Source organism: Paraburkholderia sp. BR10954 (assembly GCF_040965775.1).
Lineage (GTDB): Bacteria > Pseudomonadota > Gammaproteobacteria > Burkholderiales > Burkholderiaceae > Paraburkholderia > Paraburkholderia youngii.
Map to the genome: position 1 here is coordinate 194,967 of NZ_JBFRCK010000007.1, position 22,242 is coordinate 217,208.

Annotated in this window: 21 protein-coding genes; 15 read left to right on the forward strand and 6 right to left on the reverse strand. The window is 66.4% G+C overall.

The annotated features are described in order from the left end of the window. Positions 1–63 precede the first annotated feature (63 nt). The gene (locus AB4Y34_RS13590; protein WP_018433387.1) at positions 64–570 is read right to left on the reverse strand and encodes an acyl-CoA thioesterase; all 507 of its coding nucleotides are present in this window, start codon (positions 568–570) and stop codon (positions 64–66) included. A gap of 119 nt (positions 571–689) precedes the next feature. Then, complete coding sequence (locus tag AB4Y34_RS13595) at positions 690–830, reverse strand: hypothetical protein (RefSeq protein ID WP_176105427.1); 141 nt, start codon at positions 828–830, stop codon at positions 690–692. 185 nt (positions 831–1,015) lie between these two features. Between AB4Y34_RS13595 and AB4Y34_RS13600 the strand changes: the two genes are divergently transcribed. Together AB4Y34_RS13600 and AB4Y34_RS13605 are read left to right on the forward strand one after the other, a co-directional pair. Further along, positions 1,016–1,729, forward strand: coding sequence for an ArsR/SmtB family transcription factor (locus tag AB4Y34_RS13600; RefSeq protein ID WP_368716294.1), 714 nt, complete (start codon positions 1,016–1,018; stop codon positions 1,727–1,729). Positions 1,730–1,900: 171 nt separating this feature from the next. After that, positions 1,901–4,435 carry a DUF6600 domain-containing protein gene (locus AB4Y34_RS13605; RefSeq protein WP_368716295.1) on the forward strand — a complete coding sequence of 845 codons (2,535 nt, stop codon included), beginning with the start codon at positions 1,901–1,903 and terminating at the stop codon, positions 4,433–4,435. Positions 4,436–4,540: 105 nt separating this feature from the next. Here the strand turns inward: AB4Y34_RS13605 and AB4Y34_RS13610 are convergent, their stop codons facing one another. Together AB4Y34_RS13610 and AB4Y34_RS13615 are read right to left on the reverse strand one after the other, a co-directional pair. After that, positions 4,541–5,512 carry a thymidylate synthase gene (locus AB4Y34_RS13610; protein ID WP_176380321.1) on the reverse strand — a complete coding sequence of 324 codons (972 nt, stop codon included), beginning with the start codon at positions 5,510–5,512 and terminating at the stop codon, positions 4,541–4,543. Between the two features lie 245 nt (positions 5,513–5,757). Next, positions 5,758–7,152: a sigma-54 dependent transcriptional regulator gene (locus tag AB4Y34_RS13615; RefSeq protein ID WP_176124203.1), complete on the reverse strand. Its 1,395-nt coding sequence runs from the start codon at positions 7,150–7,152 to the stop codon at positions 5,758–5,760. A 539-nt stretch (positions 7,153–7,691) separates the two neighbouring features. Here AB4Y34_RS13615 and AB4Y34_RS13620 point away from each other — a divergent pair. From AB4Y34_RS13620 to AB4Y34_RS13660, 9 genes are all read left to right on the forward strand, one after another. Further along, the gene (locus tag AB4Y34_RS13620; protein WP_368716296.1) at positions 7,692–8,168 is read left to right on the forward strand and encodes a hypothetical protein; all 477 of its coding nucleotides are present in this window, start codon (positions 7,692–7,694) and stop codon (positions 8,166–8,168) included. 119 nt (positions 8,169–8,287) lie between these two features. Next, positions 8,288–8,839 carry a hypothetical protein gene (locus tag AB4Y34_RS13625; RefSeq protein ID WP_368716297.1) on the forward strand — a complete coding sequence of 184 codons (552 nt, stop codon included), beginning with the start codon at positions 8,288–8,290 and terminating at the stop codon, positions 8,837–8,839. Beyond that, positions 8,836–9,513 (forward strand): hypothetical protein, encoded by a 678-nt coding sequence (locus tag AB4Y34_RS13630; RefSeq protein WP_176380318.1) that lies wholly within the window; start codon positions 8,836–8,838, stop codon positions 9,511–9,513. Before AB4Y34_RS13625 ends, AB4Y34_RS13630 begins: the two co-directional genes overlap by 4 nt. A 25-nt stretch (positions 9,514–9,538) precedes the next feature. Next, positions 9,539–10,930, forward strand: coding sequence for a hypothetical protein (locus tag AB4Y34_RS13635; RefSeq protein ID WP_368716298.1), 1,392 nt, complete (start codon positions 9,539–9,541; stop codon positions 10,928–10,930). 104 nt (positions 10,931–11,034) lie between these two features. Then, a complete protein-coding gene (locus AB4Y34_RS13640) occupies positions 11,035–11,748 on the forward strand; it encodes a C39 family peptidase (RefSeq protein WP_368716299.1) in 714 nt (237 codons plus the stop codon). A gap of 7 nt (positions 11,749–11,755) precedes the next feature. Then, entirely contained in the window at positions 11,756–12,565 is an 810-nt protein-coding gene (locus AB4Y34_RS13645; protein WP_368716300.1) for a peptidase C39, read from the forward strand. Positions 12,566–12,659: 94 nt separating this feature from the next. Then, entirely contained in the window at positions 12,660–14,111 is a 1,452-nt protein-coding gene (locus AB4Y34_RS13650) for a hypothetical protein (RefSeq protein WP_368716301.1), read from the forward strand. Between the two features lie 24 nt (positions 14,112–14,135). After that, a complete protein-coding gene (locus AB4Y34_RS13655) occupies positions 14,136–15,695 on the forward strand; it encodes a sigma 54-interacting transcriptional regulator (RefSeq protein WP_368716302.1) in 1,560 nt (519 codons plus the stop codon). Between the two features lie 71 nt (positions 15,696–15,766). Beyond that, positions 15,767–16,267, forward strand: a complete 501-nt coding sequence (locus AB4Y34_RS13660) for a dihydrofolate reductase (RefSeq protein WP_176124212.1) — start codon at positions 15,767–15,769, stop codon at positions 16,265–16,267. 101 nt (positions 16,268–16,368) lie between these two features. Here AB4Y34_RS13660 and pmbA read toward each other — a convergent pair whose 3' ends face one another. Next, complete coding sequence (pmbA, locus tag AB4Y34_RS13665; protein ID WP_176380312.1) at positions 16,369–17,739, reverse strand: metalloprotease PmbA; 1,371 nt, start codon at positions 17,737–17,739, stop codon at positions 16,369–16,371. Between the two features lie 151 nt (positions 17,740–17,890). Here pmbA and yjgA point away from each other — a divergent pair, with 151 nt between their 5' ends. Further along, a complete protein-coding gene (gene yjgA / locus AB4Y34_RS13670; protein WP_152853923.1) occupies positions 17,891–18,499 on the forward strand; it encodes a ribosome biogenesis factor YjgA in 609 nt (202 codons plus the stop codon). Further along, positions 18,480–19,121 carry a molybdopterin adenylyltransferase gene (gene mog / locus AB4Y34_RS13675; protein WP_368716303.1) on the forward strand — a complete coding sequence of 214 codons (642 nt, stop codon included), beginning with the start codon at positions 18,480–18,482 and terminating at the stop codon, positions 19,119–19,121. The genes yjgA and mog overlap by 20 nt, the downstream gene beginning before the upstream one ends. 36 nt (positions 19,122–19,157) lie before the next feature. On the opposite strand, the gene orn is transcribed toward mog, so the two are convergent. Next, a complete protein-coding gene (gene orn / locus AB4Y34_RS13680) occupies positions 19,158–19,769 on the reverse strand; it encodes an oligoribonuclease (protein ID WP_368716304.1) in 612 nt (203 codons plus the stop codon). Between the two features lie 227 nt (positions 19,770–19,996). Between orn and AB4Y34_RS13685 the strand changes: the two genes are divergently transcribed. Together AB4Y34_RS13685 and rsgA are read left to right on the forward strand one after the other, a co-directional pair. After that, complete coding sequence (locus AB4Y34_RS13685; protein ID WP_368716305.1) at positions 19,997–21,256, forward strand: M48 family metallopeptidase; 1,260 nt, start codon at positions 19,997–19,999, stop codon at positions 21,254–21,256. Continuing rightward, a complete protein-coding gene (gene rsgA, locus AB4Y34_RS13690) occupies positions 21,253–22,242 on the forward strand; it encodes a ribosome small subunit-dependent GTPase A (protein WP_368716306.1) in 990 nt (329 codons plus the stop codon). The genes AB4Y34_RS13685 and rsgA overlap by 4 nt, the downstream gene beginning before the upstream one ends.

Sequence of the window (22,242 nt, forward strand, 5' to 3'; positions counted from 1 at the left end):
GATCCGCGAGGCGGCGTGACGGAAGGCGCGCAAACGGGCGCGCCGCGCGCCGCCCCGCTGCGCTCAGATTTTCCCCTGCGCGACTTCTTCCGGCTTCAGCTCGACGATCGCGTCGAGCGCTTCCTTCACGTCCATCGCGTACTTGGCGAGGCGCTTCTGCTCCTCGGTCTCCGGCAAGAAGGCGGGCACCGGCACCGGATGGCCGTTCTCGTTGACGGCGACCATCACGACGAGACAGTCGGTGGTCTGCAGCAGTTCACCGCCCTTCGGGTCGCCCGCGTGCACCGACACGTGGATGTGCATGCTGGTGCGGCCGGTGGCAACGACGCGCGCGCGCAGTTCGACTAGATTGCCGACGAGAATCGGCCGACGAAAACGGATATTGCCGACGCTGACCGTCACGCAATAGCGCCCCGACCATACCGCCGCGCATGCATAGGCGGTTTCGTCGATCCACTTCATCAGCGCGCCGCCGTGCACCTTGCCGCCGAAGTTGACTGAGGTCGGCTCGGCGAGAAAGCGGAAGGTGGTTTCCGAACGGTCCAGCGGTGCGGTGGGAACAGTGCTCATCTTGACTCCGGTCAATCGGATGCATTGAAAGGAGGCGATTATACGAGCGCAATATTGCGCGCGGCGCGGCGTCGCATGGAAGACGCGGCGCGCGGCACGCCGATGGGCCGGCGGTTGGCCTAGTTGTGAAAGGTGATCCCTTGGTCGATGGTGCCGTACATGCTGATGCTGCCGCTGCCGGCCGAGCCCGAGCCGGCTCCGCCCCCTGCGCAGGCGGTAAACAGCAGAACCGTCGCGGCGACGGCCAGAAGCGTTTTCATCACATCGAATTCCTGCAAGAACAGGCTTCGATTCTAGCCTGGCGGCACGAGACGGCGCGGGAACGCGGGCGAGCGTGACCCGTCCGTCACATTGATTGTTCATGCAAAGCTGAAACATCGAATACCTGCTGCGCGTAGAGTGGAATCGTGGCGGCGCCCTTTGCCGCCCATTCAGGAGACGCGCCATGACCGCCCCCCTATTAGACGAGCAGAACCACTTCCCCGGCCTGAGCCGCATCGGCGCGCTACTCGCCGATCCCGGCCGCGCCGCGATGCTGTGGGCGCTGATGGACGGCAGCGCGCGCCCCGCGGGCGAACTGACGATGATCGCGGGGCTGTCGCCATCGGCGGCGAGCGCCCATCTCGGACGGCTCACCGACGGCGGGCTGCTCGCGCTCGAAGTGCGCGGCCGGCATCGCTATTTCCGTATCGCGTCGGCGGACATCGCCGCATCGATCGAAGCACTCGCGAACGTCGCGCAAGTCAGCGCGCCGCAGCGCTCCGTGCCGCGTCCGGCACGCACCGTGCCGCTGGAAATGCGCTTTGCGCGCACCTGCTACGACCACATGGCCGGCGAGCTGTCGGTGCGGATGTTCGAGCGCATGCTCGAGCGCGGGTTGCTGACGCAAAACGGCGCCTCGCTCGAAGCGACCGCGCAGGGCGCCGCCCGCTTCGCCGACTGGGGCATCGACCTCGCCGCGCAGAAGACCCGGCGGCGGCGCTTCGCGTGCACCTGCCTCGACTGGAGCATGCGCCGGCCGCATCTGGGCGGCGCGCTCGGCGCGGCGTTGCTCGACGCGTGGTCGGCGCAAGGCTGGGTCGAGCGGACGGAGCGGCCGCGCGTGCTGCGCGTCACGCCGGCCGGCCATCAGCAATTCGATGCGTTTCTGGCCGCATAGACCGCTGAACCGGCTTTGCCGCGGAGCCGCGAGACCCGCGCGAGACCCGCGCGAGACCTTTTGTTACAGACGAGCGAATCCACCTTACAAATGTGCGGGCCTTGAAACATAGGCGGCAGGTACAGTGACTGAACGGACCCGGCCGATTGCCGCGTCCGCCGGAGATCAGTCATGACACACGCCAAGCAACCCGTGCGGCAAGCGGGGATTCATCGCCGGACCAGCGGCTATACGCTGATCGCGGCCGCGGTCGTCGCGCTCGCCGCGCAAACCGCTCTCGCGCAGGAAGCGCCACCTGCGCCACCAGCCGCGGTAGCCGTCGGGTCGGGCGGCGAAGCGTCCGGGGGTGATCCGCCTGGGCGGATCGCGCGTCTGAACTACACGGCCGGGGCCGTGACCACCGAGCCCGCCGGTGCGACCGACTGGTCGTATGCGCAGATCAACCGGCCGCTGACGACCGGCGACCAGCTGTGGAACGACCAGAACGCCCGCTCCGAGCTGCACATCGGCTCGACCGCGGTGCGCCTCGGCCAGAACACGAGCCTCGACGTGCTCAACCTCGACGACTCGACCGCGCAACTGAAAGTCGCGCAAGGCACGCTGTCGACACGCGTGCGCGAACTCGCGCCGGGGTCGTCGTATGAAATCGACACGCCGAATCTTGCGCTCGGCGTGAACGGTCCCGGCGACTACCGCGTCGACGTCGCCCCCGACGGCAGCAGCACGACCGTCACCGTGCGCAGCGGCAGCGCGATCGCTTACGGCGACGGCGGCCAGGTGCCGATTGCGGCGGGTCAGCAGATCCGCTTTGCCGGCACCAACCTGCAGCAACTCGCCGACAACCGCGCGCCTGCCGCCGACGAGCTCGACCAATGGGCCGCCAGCCGCGACGCCACCGAAGACCGCTCGCTGTCAGCGCGCTACGTGTCGCGCGACATCCCCGGCTACGAGGATCTCGATGCCAACGGCACATGGCGCGAGACGCCGCAGTACGGCGCAGTGTGGGTGCCGAATGCGATGCCGGCCGGCTGGGCGCCGTATCACGACGGCCACTGGGTCTGGCAGGCGCCGTGGGGCTGGACCTGGGTCGACGACCAGCCTTGGGGCTTCGCGCCGTACCACTACGGCCGCTGGGCCGACATCGACGGCGCGTGGGCCTGGGTGCCCGGTCCGCTCGAAGCGGACGTGGCGCCGGCCTATGCACCGGCGCTGGTCGCGTTCGTCGGCAATGACGACGGCGGCGCCGACTGGGGTGTCAACCTGGCGGTCGGCGGCGTCATCGCGGCGGGGGTCGCGTGGTTTCCGCTCGGGCCGGGCGAGCCGTGGCATCCGCATTGGGGCGATCACGATCGCTGGAGCGCCGGGTATTACAACCGCGTGAACCGCGCGACGATCTTCAACGACTATCACCGCAACGTGAACACGTACGTGAACTATCGCGTGCCGGGCTGTGTGACGGCCGTGCCGGCGACCGCGTTCGTGCACGGTCAGCCGGTCCGACGCTTCTCGCAGAAGGTCGACCCGGCGCAGTGGCGCAACGCGCGAATCAATCCGGGCGCACCGGGGATCGCGCCGGTGCGCGAAAGCTTCGGGTCGGATCTGCGGCGCGCGAACTATCGGCCACCGGCGAGCGTCGCCGGCCGGCCGGTCGTCGCGACCCGCAATCCCGTCATGCCCGCCGCTTTCCACGACGAACTCGCGCAGCGCTTCGCGCAAAGCGGCGGCCGGGTGCCCGGCGGCGGCCAGCCGGTCGTGCGCACCTCGGTACCCGCGCATATGACCGGTGCACCTGGCGCGCTGCCGATGGCGAACGTGCGGGTCGTGCAATCGCATGTGCCGGGACGTCCGCCGGGGATGGCGGCAGGTGCGCCAGGTACGCCTGGCGCAATGAGCGGCAACGCGCCGCATGGCGTCGAACAGGCCGGTCAGCGGCCCGGCGAAGCTGGCGCCGTGGTGCCGCGTGGCGAGGCGCCTCCGCAAGCGCGTGCGGGCATGCCGCCGCAGATGGTCGGCAACGGGCGTCCGCCGCAGCCCGGCGAGAGCGGGCTCGTGGGCAATCTGGGCCGTCCGTCGAATGGTGTGCCGCGGCCACCGCAAGCAGTCGGCGGTAATCCAGCCGACGCGGCAGCGCACCCAGGGCAGCACGGCCCGCCGCAGGAATGGGGCGCGGTCGGCAGGTCTCAGCCCGCATGGACGCAGCCGCATCCGCCGATGGCGCAGCAGGCGCCGCGCGTGGAACAGCCCGGCCACCCGCAACAGCCGAGCTTCGCGCCGCAGTCCGGTGTGCCGCATCCGCCGGAAAACCCGGCCGCGCAGCAACAGGCGCGTGGGTCGAACTGGCATCCGCCTGCGATGCAACAGGCGCCGCGCGCCGTCCCGCCGCAGCAACCGCGTGCCGAACCACAAATGCAGCAGGCGCAACAGCCGCATTTCGAACCGCATCCGCAGCCGATGCCGCAAGCCCCTCGGCCCCAGCCGCAGTTGCAGCAGGCGCAGCAGCCGCATTTCGAGCCGCGTCCACAGCCGATGCCGGTGCCGCAAGCCCGGCCAGAGCCGCGTCCACAGATGCAGATGCAGATGCAGCAGCCACGCCCCGAACCGCGGCCCCAGCCGGTGCAGCAGCCACGTCCGCAACCCCAGCCGCAACCGCAGCACGTCGAGCAGCACCAGGGCGGCGGCAATCGCGACGACCATCACAGGAGCTGAGCAGGACACCTGCCGTTCCGGCAACGAAAAAGCCCCGCGATACACGCCATGGCGGGGCTTTTCTATATCGGGGGGGCGAACGCTATCGCCCCGCTTCCACCGACATCAGATCGCCATCGGCGCCGTCAGCGGCTCGTGATGCTGATAGCCGATCAGCGAGAAATCCGCCGGCTCGATTTTCTCGAGCCATTCCGGCTCGTACACCCCGGTCTTCGCGTAGTCGGGCACGCGATCGGAAATCGCGAGCCGCGGACTCTCGTATGGCTCGCGCTTGAGTTGCTGATGAAGCATATCCAGCTGATTCTCGTAGATGTGCGCATCGCCGATGAAATAGCTGAACCAGCGCGGCGTATAGCCCGTCAGCCGTCCGACCAGGTGCAGCAGCGCCGCACCCTCGGTCAGATTGAACGGCGTGCCGAGCCCGACGTCGTTGCTGCGGATATACAGGCACAGCGAAATTTCGCGGCGCGTCACGTTCGGCAGGAACTGGTACAGCAGATGGCAAGCCGGCAGCGCGATCTGATCGAGCACGGCCGGATTCCAGGCATGGAACAGAATCCGTCGATCGGCGGGGTTCTGCATGATCGTGTCGAGACACTGGCGCAGTTGGTCGATCGCCTTGTAAAGCAGTACTTTCGAGCGGCCATCTTCGTCGAACTGCGTGATCACGCGAAAACCGCGCGCCTGCGCGTCGGCCAGCTGCGCACTGGCGCTGGCGTCGAGCACCTTATAGGCCGGCCACTTGCGCCATTGCACGCCGTACACGTCACCGAGATCATCGGGGCCCTCGCGATACGGATTGGCGAGCCACTGCGCGTTCTGATTCGCGTTGCCGTCCCACACCTTGCAGCCGAGCTCGCGGAAATCCGCGGCGCTGCGCGAGGCACGCAGAAACCCGACCAGCTCGCCGATCGCCGACTTGAACGCGAGCTTCTTCGTCGTGACCGCGGGGAAGCCTTGCTGCAGATCGAAGCGCAGCATCGCACCGGGCATGCTGATGGTGCGAATGCCGGTGCGGTTTTCCTGCCACGTGCCGGTATCGAGAATCGTGCGGACGAGGTCCAGGTATTGTTTCATGCGGTTTCCTTCGACGCGGCGCGAACCCGATCAGGCGCGCTCACGGAATTGAGCAAAGCCCGATTCTAACAAGCGCGACCGGACGACGCCGGGGCATGGCGCGCCGCATGGGAAATATCGAGGGGAATGTCAGGCGGGAAGGAAAACGACGCGGCACGCGATACACGAGCGGCAAAACCGTGCACGCAAAAGTGCTTCGAGGCGACGCGCCAGACCTTCACAAGCCGCGTCGCCAGCCTCGCCGCTTACAGATGCTGCACCGACGCCGGCAAATCGCCGTGCGGCGCCGACATCGGCTCGCCTTCCATATGGCGCATGCCGTGCGAGCACAGCAGCCGGTACAGCGTCACCCGCGAGATGCCGAGCTCCTGTGCCGCGTCTCCGAGCCGCCCGCGATGCCGCAGCAACGCAAGCTCGATCGCCTGACGTTCCGCCGCTTCGCGCGCCTGCGCGAGCGACACCGGCACGATCTCGACGTATTCGGCGAGTTCGAGGTCGCGCGCGGTGATCGCGCGTCCTTCCGACATCACGATCGCGCGCCGCACCCGGTTGATCAGCTCGCGCACGTTGCCGGGCCAGCCGTAGTTATGCAGCGCGGCGATCGCGTCGGGCGCGAAGCCGCGTAGACGGCGGCTCGCATCCTTCTTGAAACGTTCGAGCATGTGCCGCGCGAGCAGCTCGATGTCCTTGCCGCGCGCGCGCAGCGGCGGCTCGTCGATCTGCAGCACGCAGAGGCGGTGATACAGGTCGGAACGGAAGCGTCCTTCGATCATCGCCGCGGTCATGTCCACGTGCGTCGCCGAAATGATGCGCACGTCGACATCGATCGCGGTATGTCCGCCGAGCCGCTCGACCTTGCGCTCCTGCAGGAAGCGCAACAGGCTCGCCTGGCTTTCGAGCGGCAGATCGCCGATTTCGTCGAGAAACAGCGTGCCGCCGTTGGCCGCTTCGACTCGGCCGATCTTGCGCTGGTTCGCGCCGGTGAACGCACCGCGCTCGTAGCCGAACAGTTCCGATTGCAGAAGATGCGGCGGAATCGCGCCGCAATTGATTGGCACGAACGGCGCGTTGCGCCGCGCCGAGCGTTCATGAATCGCGACCGCCGTCAGCTCCTTGCCGGTGCCCGATTCGCCGGAGATAAACACCGGCGCGTCGGTCATCGCGACTTTGCGGATCGAGCGGAACAGCGCGAGCATCGCGTCGCACGAGCCGACCATCTCGCCCTCGGCGCCTTGCAAGCCGTCGTGCGGGGTCGCGTCGCTCAGCGAGATCATGCCGTACGCATGACCGACCGAGTCGACGATACGGTCGCCAGAAGACGGCACCGTCACGTAATCAAAACAGTAGTCGCGCACGAGCCGGCGCAACGCGGCGTCTTGCAGTTGGCCAGGCGCAGTGGCAGCGACCCAGCCGACGTTCGGCATGGTCAAACAGGATTCAAAAGCGGCGATTTCGTGCGGCTGGAAATCACTGGACAAATCGAGCAGGCCGCCAGCTGCCGAGCCGGTGCGCACTGCCCGGCGCGCATCGCGCGCCGATCCCACGACTTCCACATGCCAGCCACGCTGCATAAAACGCGTATTCAGTTCCGCGCTGGGGTCACGCGAAACGTAAATCAGTTGCCGCGCTGCGGGTTCCATTATTCAGATCCTCTCGTCAACGAACGTTAAGGACGACGCATGCACCTGAAACTGAGGTTCAGACACGCTGACTCGTCCGGGATTCGCGAATCGCAAAACCCGAACGGCCATTCCATTCCGTGCGGACAGCTGATCCCCAAGAAAGCGGCGTGTGTGTTTGAGACGGCCTGATATGGGCCTTTTTTAAATCTGAAGCTGTTTTCGAGAGCTTACTATACGTGCGCCGCTTCGAAAACAATTATGCGAATTTAATCGATGGACCCCTTGCCCATCATGGTTTAGCGGCCGATCGCCATATATTCAGCCGACAAATAAAAACATTAGTGGAAGCGCTTTTCGTGGCGTTCCCGCGACGGTAGTTCGTACCTTACAGATTATCGAATTATAGGTATTTTCTGCTGACCCGTTTCAGGGCTGCAACGTTTTTTCCTCATTTGGAACGCATTAGTTGCCATTCCGCCGGTGTGCGCCAGACGCATCAATGGATTGCGAGCGATGGCACATGTTTCGCTAATTGGCGAACACCAGGGAGACACATCATGCGACTCGCATTCCGCATCGATTTGATAAGCCGCCGCGCGCCATTCTTCGCGATTTGCGCAGCCCTGGCGTTCAGCGCCATGCCGGCGAGTGCCGGCACCCAGACAACGCCAGCCGCCCCGACGCCTTCCGTCACGCCGGCGGATTTCAACGATGCCACCGACCCCGCCTCCGCCAGCCCGCAAACCGCTTCGCCGGTTGCCGCGGAGGACGGCAGCCAGCTTGCCGCCAACGCGTCGAACCGGGCTGGCGATGCTGCATCGATGAACGATATTTCGCTCGACGACCAGATGCTGTCGCGGCAACGCGGCGGCGCGGTCGGCATGTTGATGGTCGCCGCGACGCCACAGTTGATGCAAGGCGGCGGCAACCAGGTGACGTTGTGGGACGAGATCGCCCCGCCCTCGCCGCTGCCCGTGCCCGTCGATGCAGCACGCGCCGCCCAGGGCAACGTCGCGACATACCAGCGCAAGTGAGCAGGACGAAGCAACGAACCGATAGCAAATAACCAGGGAATGCGGGACCGGTGGGCGCGCGAAAGTTGACGCGCCCCACGACGGCGGGACACAAGCAACAACAGAGAAGGGACCGGGACATGAGCACGAACCACCAGACGCCGCGCGCCCTCGGGCTGCCGGCGGCGTCGTTCAGCAACGCTCCCGTCTTGCCGCGCACCGCTTTGGCCGGCACCGCCCTCCTCGCCAGCGTCCTCGTCAGCGCCTGCTTCGCGAGCCATGCGTATGCCGAGCAGGTCGCCAATCCGGGCGACATCATCGTCGAGCGCAGCGTCACGCCACGCGACGCGTTCGTCCCCGTGCCGCGCGACCAGGACCCCGTCGCGGTGCGCGCCACCACGTTCCCGGCCAACTCGTTCGACCCGACGATCGCGACGCTCGTCGGCGACACCGATCTGACCAACGCGCACGGCTCGAACGGCGTCGTCGCCGGCGGCGTGCTCGGCGGCACCGGCATGCAGGCCGTCACGCATATCCTCTCCGGCAAGGCGACCGGCAATACGATCCCGCTGAACGCGGGCGGCATCGGCGGACCGGCGACGGGCGTCGGCGGCACGATCAGTTCGTCCGTGACGGGCGCGCTCGCGCCGCTATCGAACGTGCTCGGCGGCGCACCCGGAGGTCTGAAATGAGCACGCGCCTGCGCCCCTCGCTGCCATCGCTCGAATCACTGCAAGTCGCTTCGGCGCGCACTGCCCTGCGCGTCTGCGCGTGCCTGTGCATGGGCGTCGCTGCGCTCGGCGCCGGCGAGGCCCACGCGCAGTCGGCGGCGGCGCCGGTCGTCGGCGCCACCGCGACGATCGGCAGCGGCGCGGGCATGGGCGCGACGGGCGCGCTCTCGGTCAACGAAACCGCTGGCCTCGACAACGCGCAGATCAACCAGATCACGGTGACGAATGGCGCCGCCGTCGGCAACGCGAACGCGAGCGTGCAAAGCGCGTCGGTGGTCGCCAACGTGCCGCGCGCGCAAGCGTCGATCGAAGCCAATGCGTTTTCGAACACATCCGGCGCGGTGCTGGTGAACCAGTCGGCCGGAGCAGGGAATCTGCAGCGCAACAGCACCCAGATCGGGACTGCGGCGCTCGGAGTCGAGACCGTCTCGGATGGGGAGCTATCCGCGACGGCCCCGAAAAACGGCAGTCCGGGGCGGTCGAACATGATTCACGGCGTGCGTGAGGCAAGCATTTCCAGCGATGCCTTCCGTAACGCGAGCGGAATCGTGCAGATCAACCAGGCAGCCGGCGCCGGTAATGCCACGGCAAACAGTTTTGTGCTCCGTCCCCCGGCGGGCACTTTTTTTAACTGACCACACTTAAGTATCGGAGCGAATCATGAAGCGCACTCTTATTGCCACGGCCGTTCTCGTTGCCGCATCCGGCAGCGTGCTTGCCGCGCCGCAGAAGGCCTACCTGTTCAATACGACGGTCGTCGGCGAGATGGTCGGCGTCGAGGGTATGGTCGGACTGTTTGGCTGCGTGCATGTCTCCAGCACGGCTAACGCGGTAATCAACAACAATCAGATGGTCAACGTCAACGCGACGCTCGATCCGCAGGCGCAGACCTACACCACCGGCGCCGTGACCACGACCATCAACAACAACAGGTCCTCGGTCAGAGGCGGCGGCACGGCATTCGCGTTCACGACGCAAAGCCATACCTCGTCGAGCTCGAGCGCGCAGGGCTTCGAAGCTTCGGGCGGCTATGCGTACGGCAGCCAGACTGCGAGCGTGACGAGCGGCGGCTATGAAACGAGCCAGCAGGCAGCTGGCATCGCGGGCAGCTTCTCGCACACGAGTCAGAACTCGGGCGGCCATATCGCGGCGGGCGGCTCGATCGGCGGCAGCTACAGCTATCAGGACCACAACACGCCCTCGCACGGCAGCGGCTCGTTCAGCGCCCGCGGCGGCCTGCACGCCGGTTATCGCGAGTCGAGCTACTCGAACTCGTCGGGCGTCGCGGGCGCCTTCGAAGCGAGCGAAGCGTCCGGGCAAAGCCGTTCGTGGAGCTTCAAGGCGAGCGAAGGCTCCGGCTTTGCGAGGGTCGGCGAGCAATCGTCGAGCTACTCGCGCAGCAGCTCTTCGTCGACCAACGCGTACGGCGCCGTATGGGGCATCGACGAAGGCCTCGCGACGACCGACGTGACGACGCGCGGCTCGATCACGCAGCACTTCAACAACGAACGGGCCGCCACGCTGAACGCGACCACCGGCACCAACGCGGCCAGCAACGTGTCGGGCAACCTCGGCATCAACATCGCGGAAGGCATCGACAATGCACAGAGCAACGACGTGTCGCTCGCGTCGGTCGACGTCGGCAACGTGTTCGGCAACGCGCAGGACTTCAACGTGCAGTCCTCGGGCGGCAGCGCGGCGATCCACAACTTCAATCTGAACGCGTCGGTCGGCAACGGGTCGCTGTCGGGCGTGACGGGCAACGTCGGCGTGAACGTCGCGTCCGGCATCGGCAACGCGCAGGACAACGCGCTTGCCGGCGCAGTCACGACGACCTCGCCGGGCAAGGCGCTGACCACCGCAATGGATGCGACGGATGACAACTCGCAATCCGCCACGATGGTCGTTCACGGGCAATTCCAGGGCACCGCGAGTCTGGGCGCCGATACGTTGAAAGGCGCCTCCGGCAACATCGGCGTGAACATCGCCGGCGGCGCGGGCAATCTGCAGCACAACGGCCTTGCCATCGCGGCGCTGAACAGCGGCAAGTAAGCCGACGACGCGACGACCGCGGGCAAGCAGAAGAAGCAAAAGCAGTCGGAAGGGCGCGCCGGCAGCCATAGAAGCTGCCGGCGCGGATCGGGCAGGAGACCAGCATGACCGGGTTCAAGGGGTTCCCGGCGCTACCGCTCGCCGTAGCGCTGGCAGGCTGTGTGCTGTGCGCGGATCACGCCGCCGCACAGTCGAGCATCGACACGTCCACGTTCGCCGGCGTGCCATTGACGAAGACGGTCCGTTCGATGAAGGACCTGCGCTACAACCACATCGTCAATCAGCAGTTCGACTACAGCTGCGGCGCGGCGGCGCTCGCCACCCTCCTCAAGTATGGCTACGGCATCGATATTCCGGAAACCGAACTGATCCGCCGGATGATGGTTTTCTCGACGCCCGAGGTCGTCGTCAAGAACGGCTTCTCGATGCTCGACATGAAGCACTTCGTCGAGACCATGGGACTGCGCGGCCGCGGCTTTCGCGTCAACGTCGACGCGCTCCACCATCTTCAGATCCCCGTGATGGTCCTGATGAACATCGACGGCTACGAGCATTTCGTGATCGTCAAGCATGCGCAGGACGGCCGCGTGTTCATCGCGGATCCGGCGCTCGGCAATCGCGTCGTGCTCGAAGACGACTTCGCGAAGACCTGGAACGGCCTCGTGTTCGCGGTCCTCGGCAAACCCTTCAGGGAGGATTCACCGCTGTTGCAGGACAACGAGTCGCTCGCGCTGAAGCTGCGCGCCGCCGCGCTGGCGGCCGGCACCGCCGCGACGCCCTTTTTCGAGTACGGCTTGAACAAGGCAGACATGTTCTGATCCCGCCATGAAGTCACACCTGACACCGCTTGGGTTCGTGCTCTGCTCCATCGCCTGTGGCGCAAGCAGCATTGCCCATGCTTCGGAGGGCGCCGCCTCGCCACCGGCTCCCGAACTTTCGATACGGTCCGCGCCAGGCACGGAGCCGTTGCGAGTGCAGCTGGTCGGCGACGACGTGCTCGCGACCCAGACCGGCAAATACGCCGGCGCGACGATGATCTCCGGCTTCGTGCTGAACGTCATTTCGCAATGGCAGTTGCCCAACGGCGCGAGCGCGCTCGCTCAAGGCTCGCTGAGCGCGGTACAGAACGGTGGCGGCCAGCTCACGAGTTCCGTCAGCACGTTCGCGAGCGTGAGCGGCAGCGCGCACGGCCATGCCGGCGATTCGGGCGCCAACGCAAATGCGCAGGCGCGCGGCGGCCAGAGCATCGGCGTCAACGGCGTGTCGCAGGTTACCCAGGTCGCGGGCGATCGCAACAGCGGCACCAACTCCGCGCTGATCGACTTCAACAACAGCGCCGCGACGCTGACCGGCTCCGCCAACGCGCCGTCGGCGACGGCCAGCAATTCGACCGGCTCAGTGAAAGCCGGCATTTCGTTCGGCAGCAACGGCGTGAACGTCGCTCTGCAGACACCCGCTGGGCTCGCCACCCAGACCATCGCGCCGAGCAACGGGCAGATCGCCCAGTTGCTGCAGATCGCAGGCAATAACCAGCAAGTCGCCAACGCCCTGCAACTGCATCTGCAAACCCAGCAGATGTCGGCTTCGATGCTTCGTCAGTTGGGCGTACTGCAAGCACTGCAAAACAGGAGATAACGGAGCGGGCCGCCACCCGCCAGTTGCACCACAAGCAAAAAAGAGACGGCCGCGCAGTCAGGACCGCGCGGCCGGACCACCGGGGGAGCAAATAATGAAAAAAGTGTCATCGGCCAGGGCACCGCGCATGGCTCTCGCGGCCATTCCGGCCGCCGTCATGCTTTGGGCTCTTTCTCAGCCAGCGAGCGCGCAGGCGCTCGCCGGCCAATCCGTGGAGGACCGTCTGAACACGCTGATGCGCGTCGTCGACGAGCAGCAGCGGCAGATCCATTCGCTCGAACGCCAGGTCACCGAACTCGAGATGGCGCAACGCGGCCGTGGCGTGCCGGGCGCCGGCGCTCCCGCGGGCAGCGGCGCGGTGGCCGAGCAGCCCGGCGCCGACGGCCTGCCGGTGCCGCTGCCGCCGCTCGCGCAGATCGCGCCTGGCGCGCCCGCGCCGGCGGGCACCACCGGCACCGCCACCGGCGTGCCGGTCAATCCGCCGACGCCGGACGGCAGCAACGCGGGCAACGCCAGCGCCGGCGGCCTGCCCGCCGCCACCGACGGCAGCGGCGCGGTCGGCCAGACGCAGCGCGCCAACGAACCGGTGCGCACGCAAGCCGAGCAGGCGGTCGTGCAGCGCGAGCATGCGCCGCTGTTCGACCATAAGCTGACGATGGACTTCGGCATCAGCGACACCTACTACGACCGTCGCCAGTTGCAGTTGTCGGGCTTCCTCGCGCTCGACGCGATCTTCCTCGGCAACATCAACCTCGGCCAGACCAAGTCGCACCAGGTGATGGCGGACCTCGACACGCGCTACGGCGTGTCCGACCGCGTCAACGTCGACGTCGACGTGCCGTACGTGTACCGGCGCAGCACCTTCATCGTCGGCGGCGCGGGCGGCGCGGCCAGCACGCTGTCGGATGCGACGGTGTCGAGTCACGACATCGGCGACGTGAATTTCGGCATCTACTACCAGTTCGTCAGGGAAACCAATGCGCTGCCGGACGTGGTCGGCAGTCTGCGCGTGAAGGCGCCGACCGGCAGCTCGCCGTTCGGCGAAAAAGTCGTGCAGATCGACGCCGACAACACCAACCTCGTCGCGCCGACCCGACTGCCGACCGGCACCGGTTTCTGGAACATCACCGCGGGTCTGTCGGTGCTGAAGACCTACGACCCGGTCGTGCTGTTCGGCAGCGTTTCCTACACCTACAACATCGCGCGTTCGTTCGCGGACATTTCGTCGGTGCAGGGACAAACCGAACCGGCGACGGTCAAGCTCGGCGACATCGTGCAGTTCGGCGGCGGCGTCGCGCTCGCGTTCTCCGACAAGGATTCGGCCAGCGTGTCGTTCACGATGGCGCTCGAACCCGAGTCGGAGACCAAGGCGCCGGGCGGCAGCTACCAGAAGGTGCCGGGCAGCGAAACCACGGCCGCGGCGATGAATTTTGGCCTGAACCACGTCGTGAACAAGCACCTGACCATCAACGGCTCGGTATCGATCGGACTCACACCCGACGCGCCGAACTTCGTGGTCGGCGTGCGCTTTCCGTACACCTTCTGACGTGTCAACGATACGAGGTCGAACGTGCGTGAATCACCTCATCTGAGCAGTGTGGCTTCCGTCGCGGCAGCGGGATCGCATCTGTCGCTCGCGGTGCCGAAGCAGCGCGCCGCGGCGCCGGCCGCCGGGGCCGCCGCGGCGCCGGCCGTCGGGTCACCGGCTAGCAACCAAACCGGCGCGCCCGCGAGCGCCGCGATGCCGGGCGTCGCGCGACAGCTGCTGTACGTCGCGCGCACCCCCGACGAAACGCTGATCGCGCATCTGAAAAGCCGCGGCTGGCAGGTCGCGGCCGCGCGCTCGGCGCACGAACTCGGGCGGCTTTTGAAGCGGGACATAACGTGCGCGGGCATCGTCGATCTGGCGAGCTTCGCGCCGCGCGACATCGGCGGACTCGAGGCGAGCCTGCGTCAGCAGCAGATCGGCTGGATCGCGCTCGCGAGCAACGAGCGGCTCAGCGATCCGCTGGTGCGACGTCTCGTGCGCCACTACTGCTTCGACTTCGTGAAGCTGCCCGTCGCGCACGCGACGATCGACTATCTGGCCGGCCACGCGTTCGGCATGGTCACGCTGTGCGACCCGGAGCTCCCGCCGCCCGCCAGCGAAGCAGGCGACGAGGAAATGGTCGGCACCTGCGAGGCGATGCAGCAGCTCTTTCGCACGATCCGCAAGGTCGCGAACACCGACGCGAGCGTGTTCATCGCGGGCGAATCGGGCACCGGCAAGGAGTTGACCGCGCTGGCGATCCATGAGCGCTCGCCGCGCCGCAAGGCGCCGTTCATGCCGATCAACTGCGGCGCGATTCCGCATCACCTTCTTCAATCCGAACTGTTCGGCTACGAGCGCGGCGCCTTTACCGGCGCAAATCAGCGCAAGATCGGCCGAGTCGAGGCTGCCGACGGCGGCACGCTGTTTCTCGACGAGATCGGCGACCTCCCGCTCGAAAGCCAGGCGAGCCTGCTGCGCTTTCTGCAGGAAGGCAAGATCGAGCGGCTCGGCGGACGCGAATCGATCCCGGTCGACGTGCGCATCATCTCGGCGACCCACGTGGATCTCGACGGCGCGATGCGCGACGGCCAGTTCCGCGCGGACCTGTTTCATCGCCTGTGCGTGCTGCGCGTCGACGAGCCGCCGCTGCGCGCGCGTGGGCGGGACATCGAGATTCTCGCGTACCACATCCTGCACAAGTTCAAGACCGACAACGCGCGCAAGATTCGCGGCTTCACGCCGTCGGCGATCGAGGCGCTCTACAACTACAACTGGCCCGGCAACGTGCGCGAGCTGATCAACCGCGTGCGCCGCGCGATCGTGATGGCCGAGAACAAGCTGATCTCAGCCGACGATCTCGACCTCGCGGCCTACACCGAGCAGCAGAGCATGACGCTCACCCAGGCGCGCGAGGCCGCTGAGAAGCGCGCGATCGAGACCGCGCTGCTGCGCCATCGGCACCGCTTGAACGAGGCGGCGGTGGATCTGAACATTTCTCGCGTGACGCTGTATCGGCTGATGGGCGTGCACGGTTTGCGCGAACCGGGTGGCGCCGACGACAAGAAAGGGCTCGCCACGGACGGGGCGGCGCAGGGGTGAGCAGCGCGCGGGCATCGGTGCGCATCGGTGCGTCGGGTAGAATCGCCCGGTTACCCTTCTCTTTCCATTCGATGACGACGCTCACCCTGATCGTCGCTCGCGCCAGCAACGGCGTGATCGGCCGCGACAACCAGTTGCCCTGGCGACTGCCCGAAGACCTCAAGTTCTTCAAGCGCACGACGATGGGCGCGCCCATCATCATGGGCCGCAAGACACATGAATCGATCGGCCGGCCGCTGCCGGGACGCCGCAACATCGTCGTCACGCGTGATGCCTCCCGGCGCTTTCAAGGCTGCGATACCGCGACCAATCTCGATGAAGCGCTCGCGCTCGCCGCGCAGGACCAGGCGCCGCAGGCGTTTCTTATCGGCGGCGCGGAGTTGTACGACGAAGGGCTGCGCCACGCGGACAAGCTGATCGTCACCGAGATCGCCGCCGACTTCGACGGCGATGCGACCTTCCCCGCGATCGACCCGCGCGTGTGGGAAGAAATCGCGCGCGAAGCGCATCACTCGAATGCGCCGAACGACTTCGATTACGCATTCGTCACGTATCAACGCAAGGACGTCTGACGGCACGCGCCACGCAAGCAATAAAAAAACGCCACGCAACGTTGAGCTGCGTGGCGTTTTCGTTTGATACGGGGCAGCGCCGGAACGCGCCGCCGCGCGGCTTACTGCCCCGCGATCGTCATCCGCTCGATCAGCACCGAGCCGGTCTGCTTGGTGCCGCGCGTGATCGTATCCGCGCCGATTGCGACGATATGGCGGAACATCTCTTGCAGCGTGCTCGCGACCGTGATCTCCTCGACCGGATACTGGATCTTGCCGTTCTCGACCCAGAAGCCCGACGCACCGCGCGAGTAGTCGCCCGTCACGTAGTTGACGCCCTGCCCCATCAGCTCGGTCAGCAAGAGACCCGTGCCGAGCTTCTTCAGCATGGCTTCGAAGTCGTCCTCGGCACGCGTGTTCGAACTGAGCAGCGACAGGTTGTGCGAGCCGCCCGCGTTGCCGGTGGTCTTCATGCCGAGCTTGCGCGCCGAGTAGGTGGACAGGAAGTAGCCCTCGACGACGCCGTCCTTCACGACCGAGCGCTGACGCGTGCGCACGCCTTCCTCGTCGAACGGCGCGCTGCCCATCGCGCGCGCGACGTGCGGATCTTCGACCACCTGCACGTGCGGCGCGAACACCGGCTTGCCGAGGCTGTCGACCAGAAACGAAGTCTTGCGATACAGCGCGCCGCCGCTCGTCGCCTGCACGAACGCGCCGAGCAGGCCCGCCGCGAGCGGCGCTTCGAACAGCACCGGCACCTTGCGCGTTTCGAGGCCGCGCGCGCCGATGCGAGCGAGCGCGCGCTGCGCCGCGTAACGGCCGACCGCTTCGGGATCGGCGAGCTCGTCGGCGCTGCGCGTCGACGTGTACCAGTCGTCGCGCTGCATGTTGCGGCCGCTGCCGGCGATCGGCGCGCACGCGATGTAGTGGCGCGAGTACGGGTAGCCGGCGAGGAAGCCGCGCGAGGTCGCCAGCACGAACTGCGAATGCTGCGCCGACACGCTCGCGCCTTCGGAGTTCTTGATCTGCGGATCGGTCGCGAACGCGGCGTCTTCGGCGCGGCGCGCGATTTCGACCGCTTCGTCGGCCGACAGATTCCACGGGTGATACAGATCGAGGTCGCGCGGCGCGGTTTCGAGCAGCTCGGCTTCGGCGAGGCCCGCGCAATCGTCTTCGGCGGTGAAGCGCGCGATGTTGTAGGCGGCCGCGACCGTGTCCTTCAACGCTTGCGGCGAGAAGTCCGAGGTGCTCGCGTTGCCGCGCTTGTTGCCGATGAACACCGTCACACCGACCATCTTGTCGCGGTTGTGCTCGATCGTCTCGACTTCGCCGCGCCGCACGGAGACGGAGAGGCCGTCGCCCTCGGAGATTTCGGTTGCGGCGTCGGTGCCGCCGAGCGCCTTCGCGTGACGGAGGATGTCCGAGGCGATTTCCTTCAGTTCATCCTGGGTATGCGGAAAAAAGCGCTGCTTGACGTCCATGTCTGCTGCCATTGTGGTTGCCGTCCTGTTGGGGCCGCGCGGCCCTGGGTATGCGCACCGTGTTCGGCGCGAGATGCGCGGGTGCGGGATAAATGCATCCCGCGATCATAGCAAGGTACGCGCCGCCGCGGGTCGGGCCGGCTCGGCAAGTTACAATACCGGCATGACACGCAAAACCCGCATTCAACCGATCGAATCGGTCGTCACGGAAGTCGACGAAAACGGCTACGATCGTCCGAGCAAGTCCCAGGTCAAACGCGAAATGCAGGCGTTGCAGGATCTGGGCGCGGCGCTCGTCGCGCTGCCGAAAGACGCGCTCAAGCGCATGCCGATGCCCGAAAAGCTCGACGAAGCCGTGCGCGAAGCGCGCCGCATCACTGATCATGAAGGCAAGCGCCGCCAGATCCAGTACGTCGGCCGCGTGATGCGCTCGCTGCTCGACACCGAAACCGCCGCGCTGCGCACCGCGCTCGACACCTACAACGGCGTCAACAAGACGGAAACGGCGAAGCTCCACTGGATCGAACGCACCCGCGAAAAGCTGCTTGCCGACGACGCCGCACTGACCGAGTTCATCCGCCAGCACCCGGCCGCCGACCCGCAGCAGGGCCGCACGCTGATCCGCAACGCGCGCAAGGAAGCGCAGCAGAGCAAGCCGCCGCGCTACTTCCGCGAGCTGTTCCAGTGGATCAAGAACGCGGCCGGCGCCGGCGACGAAGCCGAAGACGCTGACCTCGCCCCGGAACACGACGATGACGACCGCGACGCCTGATCAACGCAAGCAACGTAACCACCCCGACGAAATCGTGATCGGCCTCGTGTCGATCAGCGACCGCGCGTCGACGGGCGTGTACGAGGACAAGGGCATTCCGGCGCTGCAGGAGTGGCTCGGCGCGGCCTTGAGCTCGCCGTGGCAAGTCGTCACGCGGCTGATCGCCGACGATGCGCCGACCATCTCGGCGACGCTGATGGAACTGGTCGACGAAGTGGGCTGCGATCTCGTGCTGACGACCGGCGGCACCGGCCCGTCGCGCCGCGACGTGACGCCCGAGGCGACCCTCGCGGTGGCGACGAAGGAGATGCCCGGCTTCGGCGAGCAGATGCGGCAGATCAGCCTGAATTTCGTGCCGACCGCGATCCTGTCGCGCCAGGTCGCGGTGATCCGGGAAACCGATCAGCACGCCGCGCTGATCGTCAACCTGCCCGGCCAGCCGAAATCGATCCGGGAAACGCTGGAAGGCCTGCGCGATGACGGCGCGGTGAAGGTGCCGGGAATTTTCGCTGCGGTGCCCTACTGCATCGACCTGATCGGCGGGCCTTACGTGGAAACCAACGCGGACGTGGTGAAGGCGTTCCGGCCAAAGAGCGCGCAGCGCGCGCCGCGGCAGGACTGAGGTTGGCGGATTAGGGCCTGCAGGCAGGCCCGCGCTTTATTTGGCGCTCGCGGCGGCGTCTGGCACCGACGGCACGAGGAAATGCTCGCGGTAGTACTTCAGTTCGTCGATCGACTCGTGAATATCGGCCAGCGCGGTGTGCATCGCGCGCTTCTGGAAGCCCTTGTAGATGACCGGCTGCCAGCGCCGGCACAGCTCCTTCAGCGTGCTCACGTCGAGGTTGCGGTAGTGGAAGAAGCTCTCCAGATCCGGCATCCACCGCGCCATGAAGCGGCGGTCCTGGCAGATCGAGTTGCCGCACATCGGCGACTTGCCGGGCGGCACGTACTGGCCGAGGAATTCGCGGATCTGCGCGGTTGCGTCGGCCTCGCTGACCGTCGAGACCTTCACCCGATCGATCAGCCCCGAGCGGCCATGCGTGTTCTGGTTCCACTCGTCCATCTTCGCGAGCGTTTCATCGCTTTGATGAATCGCGAGCACCGGACCTTCGACCATCCTGTCGAGCGTCGAATTCGTCACCACCACCGCGATCTCGATGATGCGGTCGGTGTCGGGCTCGAGCCCGGTCATTTCCATGTCCAGCCAGACCAGATTCATGTCGCTGCGCACGAGCGGCGGCTGTTCGGTGGATGCGAGGATGTCAGTCATGAAGGCAACCCTGAGGGCCGCGCCGCGGGCTTCGCTGCAAGCCCGTGCGGCGCGGCATATGTTCGTTTGAAATGGATTCGCGCGGTTCGAGCCGGGCCGGCCGCGCTGAAGCGCCGCCTTGAACTGTTGCCCGAAGCTAATGCGTTAAACCGCCGCGTTAAACCGTATCTCCGCCCTGAGGCGGGAAGAAACATATAATTCTCGCATAGATACCACGGAATCCTCGGATGCCTACCCTTTACTTCACCGCCCTCTTCATCGTCGCCGTCGTCGCGATGGTCGGCACCAAAATCTGGCTCGCGTCGCGGCAGATCCGCTTCGTCGTCGCGCATCGTGAACAGGTGCCCAGCCAGTTCGTGAACACCATCGCGCTCACCGCGCATCAGCGCGCAGCCGACTACACCGTCGAGCGCACGCGGCTCGCGATGGTCGAGATCGTCGTCGGCGCGGCCGTGCTGATCTGGCTCACGCTGCTCGGCGGCGTGCAGATGCTCGATCTCGCGATCTCCGACTGGCTCGGCCGCGGCTATGCCGGTCAGATTGCGCTGGTTGCCGCTGTGATCGCGATCACGAGCGCGATCGACCTGCCGTTCGACTACTACCGGCAGTTCGTCGTCGAGCAACGCTTCGGCTTCAATCGCATGAGCAAAAGCCTGTTCTTCTTCGACCGTCTGAAGGGCGCGCTGCTCGGTATCGCGTTCGGCCTGCCGCTGTTGTTCGTCGTGCTGTGGCTGATGAACCGCGCGGGCAACCTGTGGTGGCTGTGGGCATGGGTCGTGTGGGTCGCGTTCCAGATGTTCGGCCTGCTGATTTTCCCGACCTTCATCGCGCCGCTCTTCAACAAGTTCGAGCCGCTGAAGGATGAAGCGCTCGTGACCCGCATCGAGGCGCTGATGAAGCGCTGCGGCTTCGCCGCGAAGGGTCTGTTCGTGATGGACGGCAGCCGCCGCTCGGCGCACGGCAACGCGTACTTCACCGGCTTCGGCGCGAGCAAGCGCATCGTGTTTTTCGACACACTGCTTGCGCGGCTGTCGGGCCGCGAGATCGAAGCGGTGCTCGCGCACGAGCTCGGCCACTTCAAGCGCCGTCACGTGATGAAGCGCATGCTCGTCACGTTCGCGATCAGCCTCGCGATGCTCGCGCTGCTCGGCTGGCTGACGCAATGCGTATGGTTCTACGAAGGGCTCGGCGTGCGGCCGTCGCTCATTGGCGGCAACAGCGGACTCGCGCTCGTGCTGTTCTTCCTTGCGGTGCCGGTGTTCATGTTCTTCGTCACGCCGCTCGGCAGCCTCAGCTCGCGCAAGCACGAGTTCGAAGCCGACGCGTTCGCCGCGTCGCAGACCGACGCGCACGATCTGATCAACGCGCTCGTCAAGCTGTACGAGGACAACGCGTCGACATTGACGCCCGATCCGCTCTACACCGCGTTCTACTACTCGCATCCGCCGGCCTCGCAGCGGATCGACCGACTGTTGCAGCACGCATGAGCGGCCGCGCTCCCAAGAAAGCGGCGCGCGGCGCCGGGTCCGGCATGCACGGCGCGCGCACGGGCGGCCTCGTGGTGGCCGCGCACGGCCGCCACTATCTGGTCGCCCCTGAAGACGGCGGCGCGCTGCTACAGTGTTTCCCACGCGGCAAGCGCAGCGAGGTCGCGGTCGGCGATCGCGTGATCTACGAGCCGACTTCGGCGGATCAAGGCGTGATCGTCGAAATCGGCGAGCGGCGCAATCTGCTGTATCGCTCGGACCAGTACAAGTCGAAGCTGTTCGCCGCGAACCTCGACCAACTGCTGATCGTTCTCGCGACCGAGCCGCATTTCAGCGAGGATCTGCTCGGCCGCGCGCTCGTCGCCGCCGAGGCGAACGAACTGAAGCCGCTGATCGTGCTGAACAAGATCGACGTCACCGCTGCTTTGGATGGCGCGCGCAAGCGGCTCGAGCCGTATCGCGCGCTCGGCTATCCGGTGCTCGAAGTGTCGATCCGCATGCAGCCCGAGGCGGCACGCGCGACGCTGACCGAACATCTGCACGGTCATGCGACGCTGCTGCTCGGTCAGTCCGGCATGGGCAAATCGACGCTCGTGAACCTGCTGATTCCCGATGCCGAAGTGGCGACGCGCGAGATCTCGACCGCGTTGAACAGCGGGCGCCATACGACGACGTTCACGCGTCTTTATCCGCTGCCTCAGTCGGAGGGTACGGCCGATTTGAATCACGTCAACGGCGCGTCCGGCGCGCTGATCGACTCGCCGGGCTTCCAGGAATTCGGCCTGCACCATCTGACCGAAGGCCGGCTCGAACGCGCGTTCCCCGAGTTCCGGCCGCTGCTGCCGAACTGCCGTTTCTATAACTGCCATCATCTGCACGAGCCTGGCTGCGCGATCCTCGAAGCGGTCGCCGACGGCCGCATCCGCCGCGAACGGCATGCGCTTTATGCGCAACTCGTGCACGAGGCGAGCCAGATCGTCCGCTGA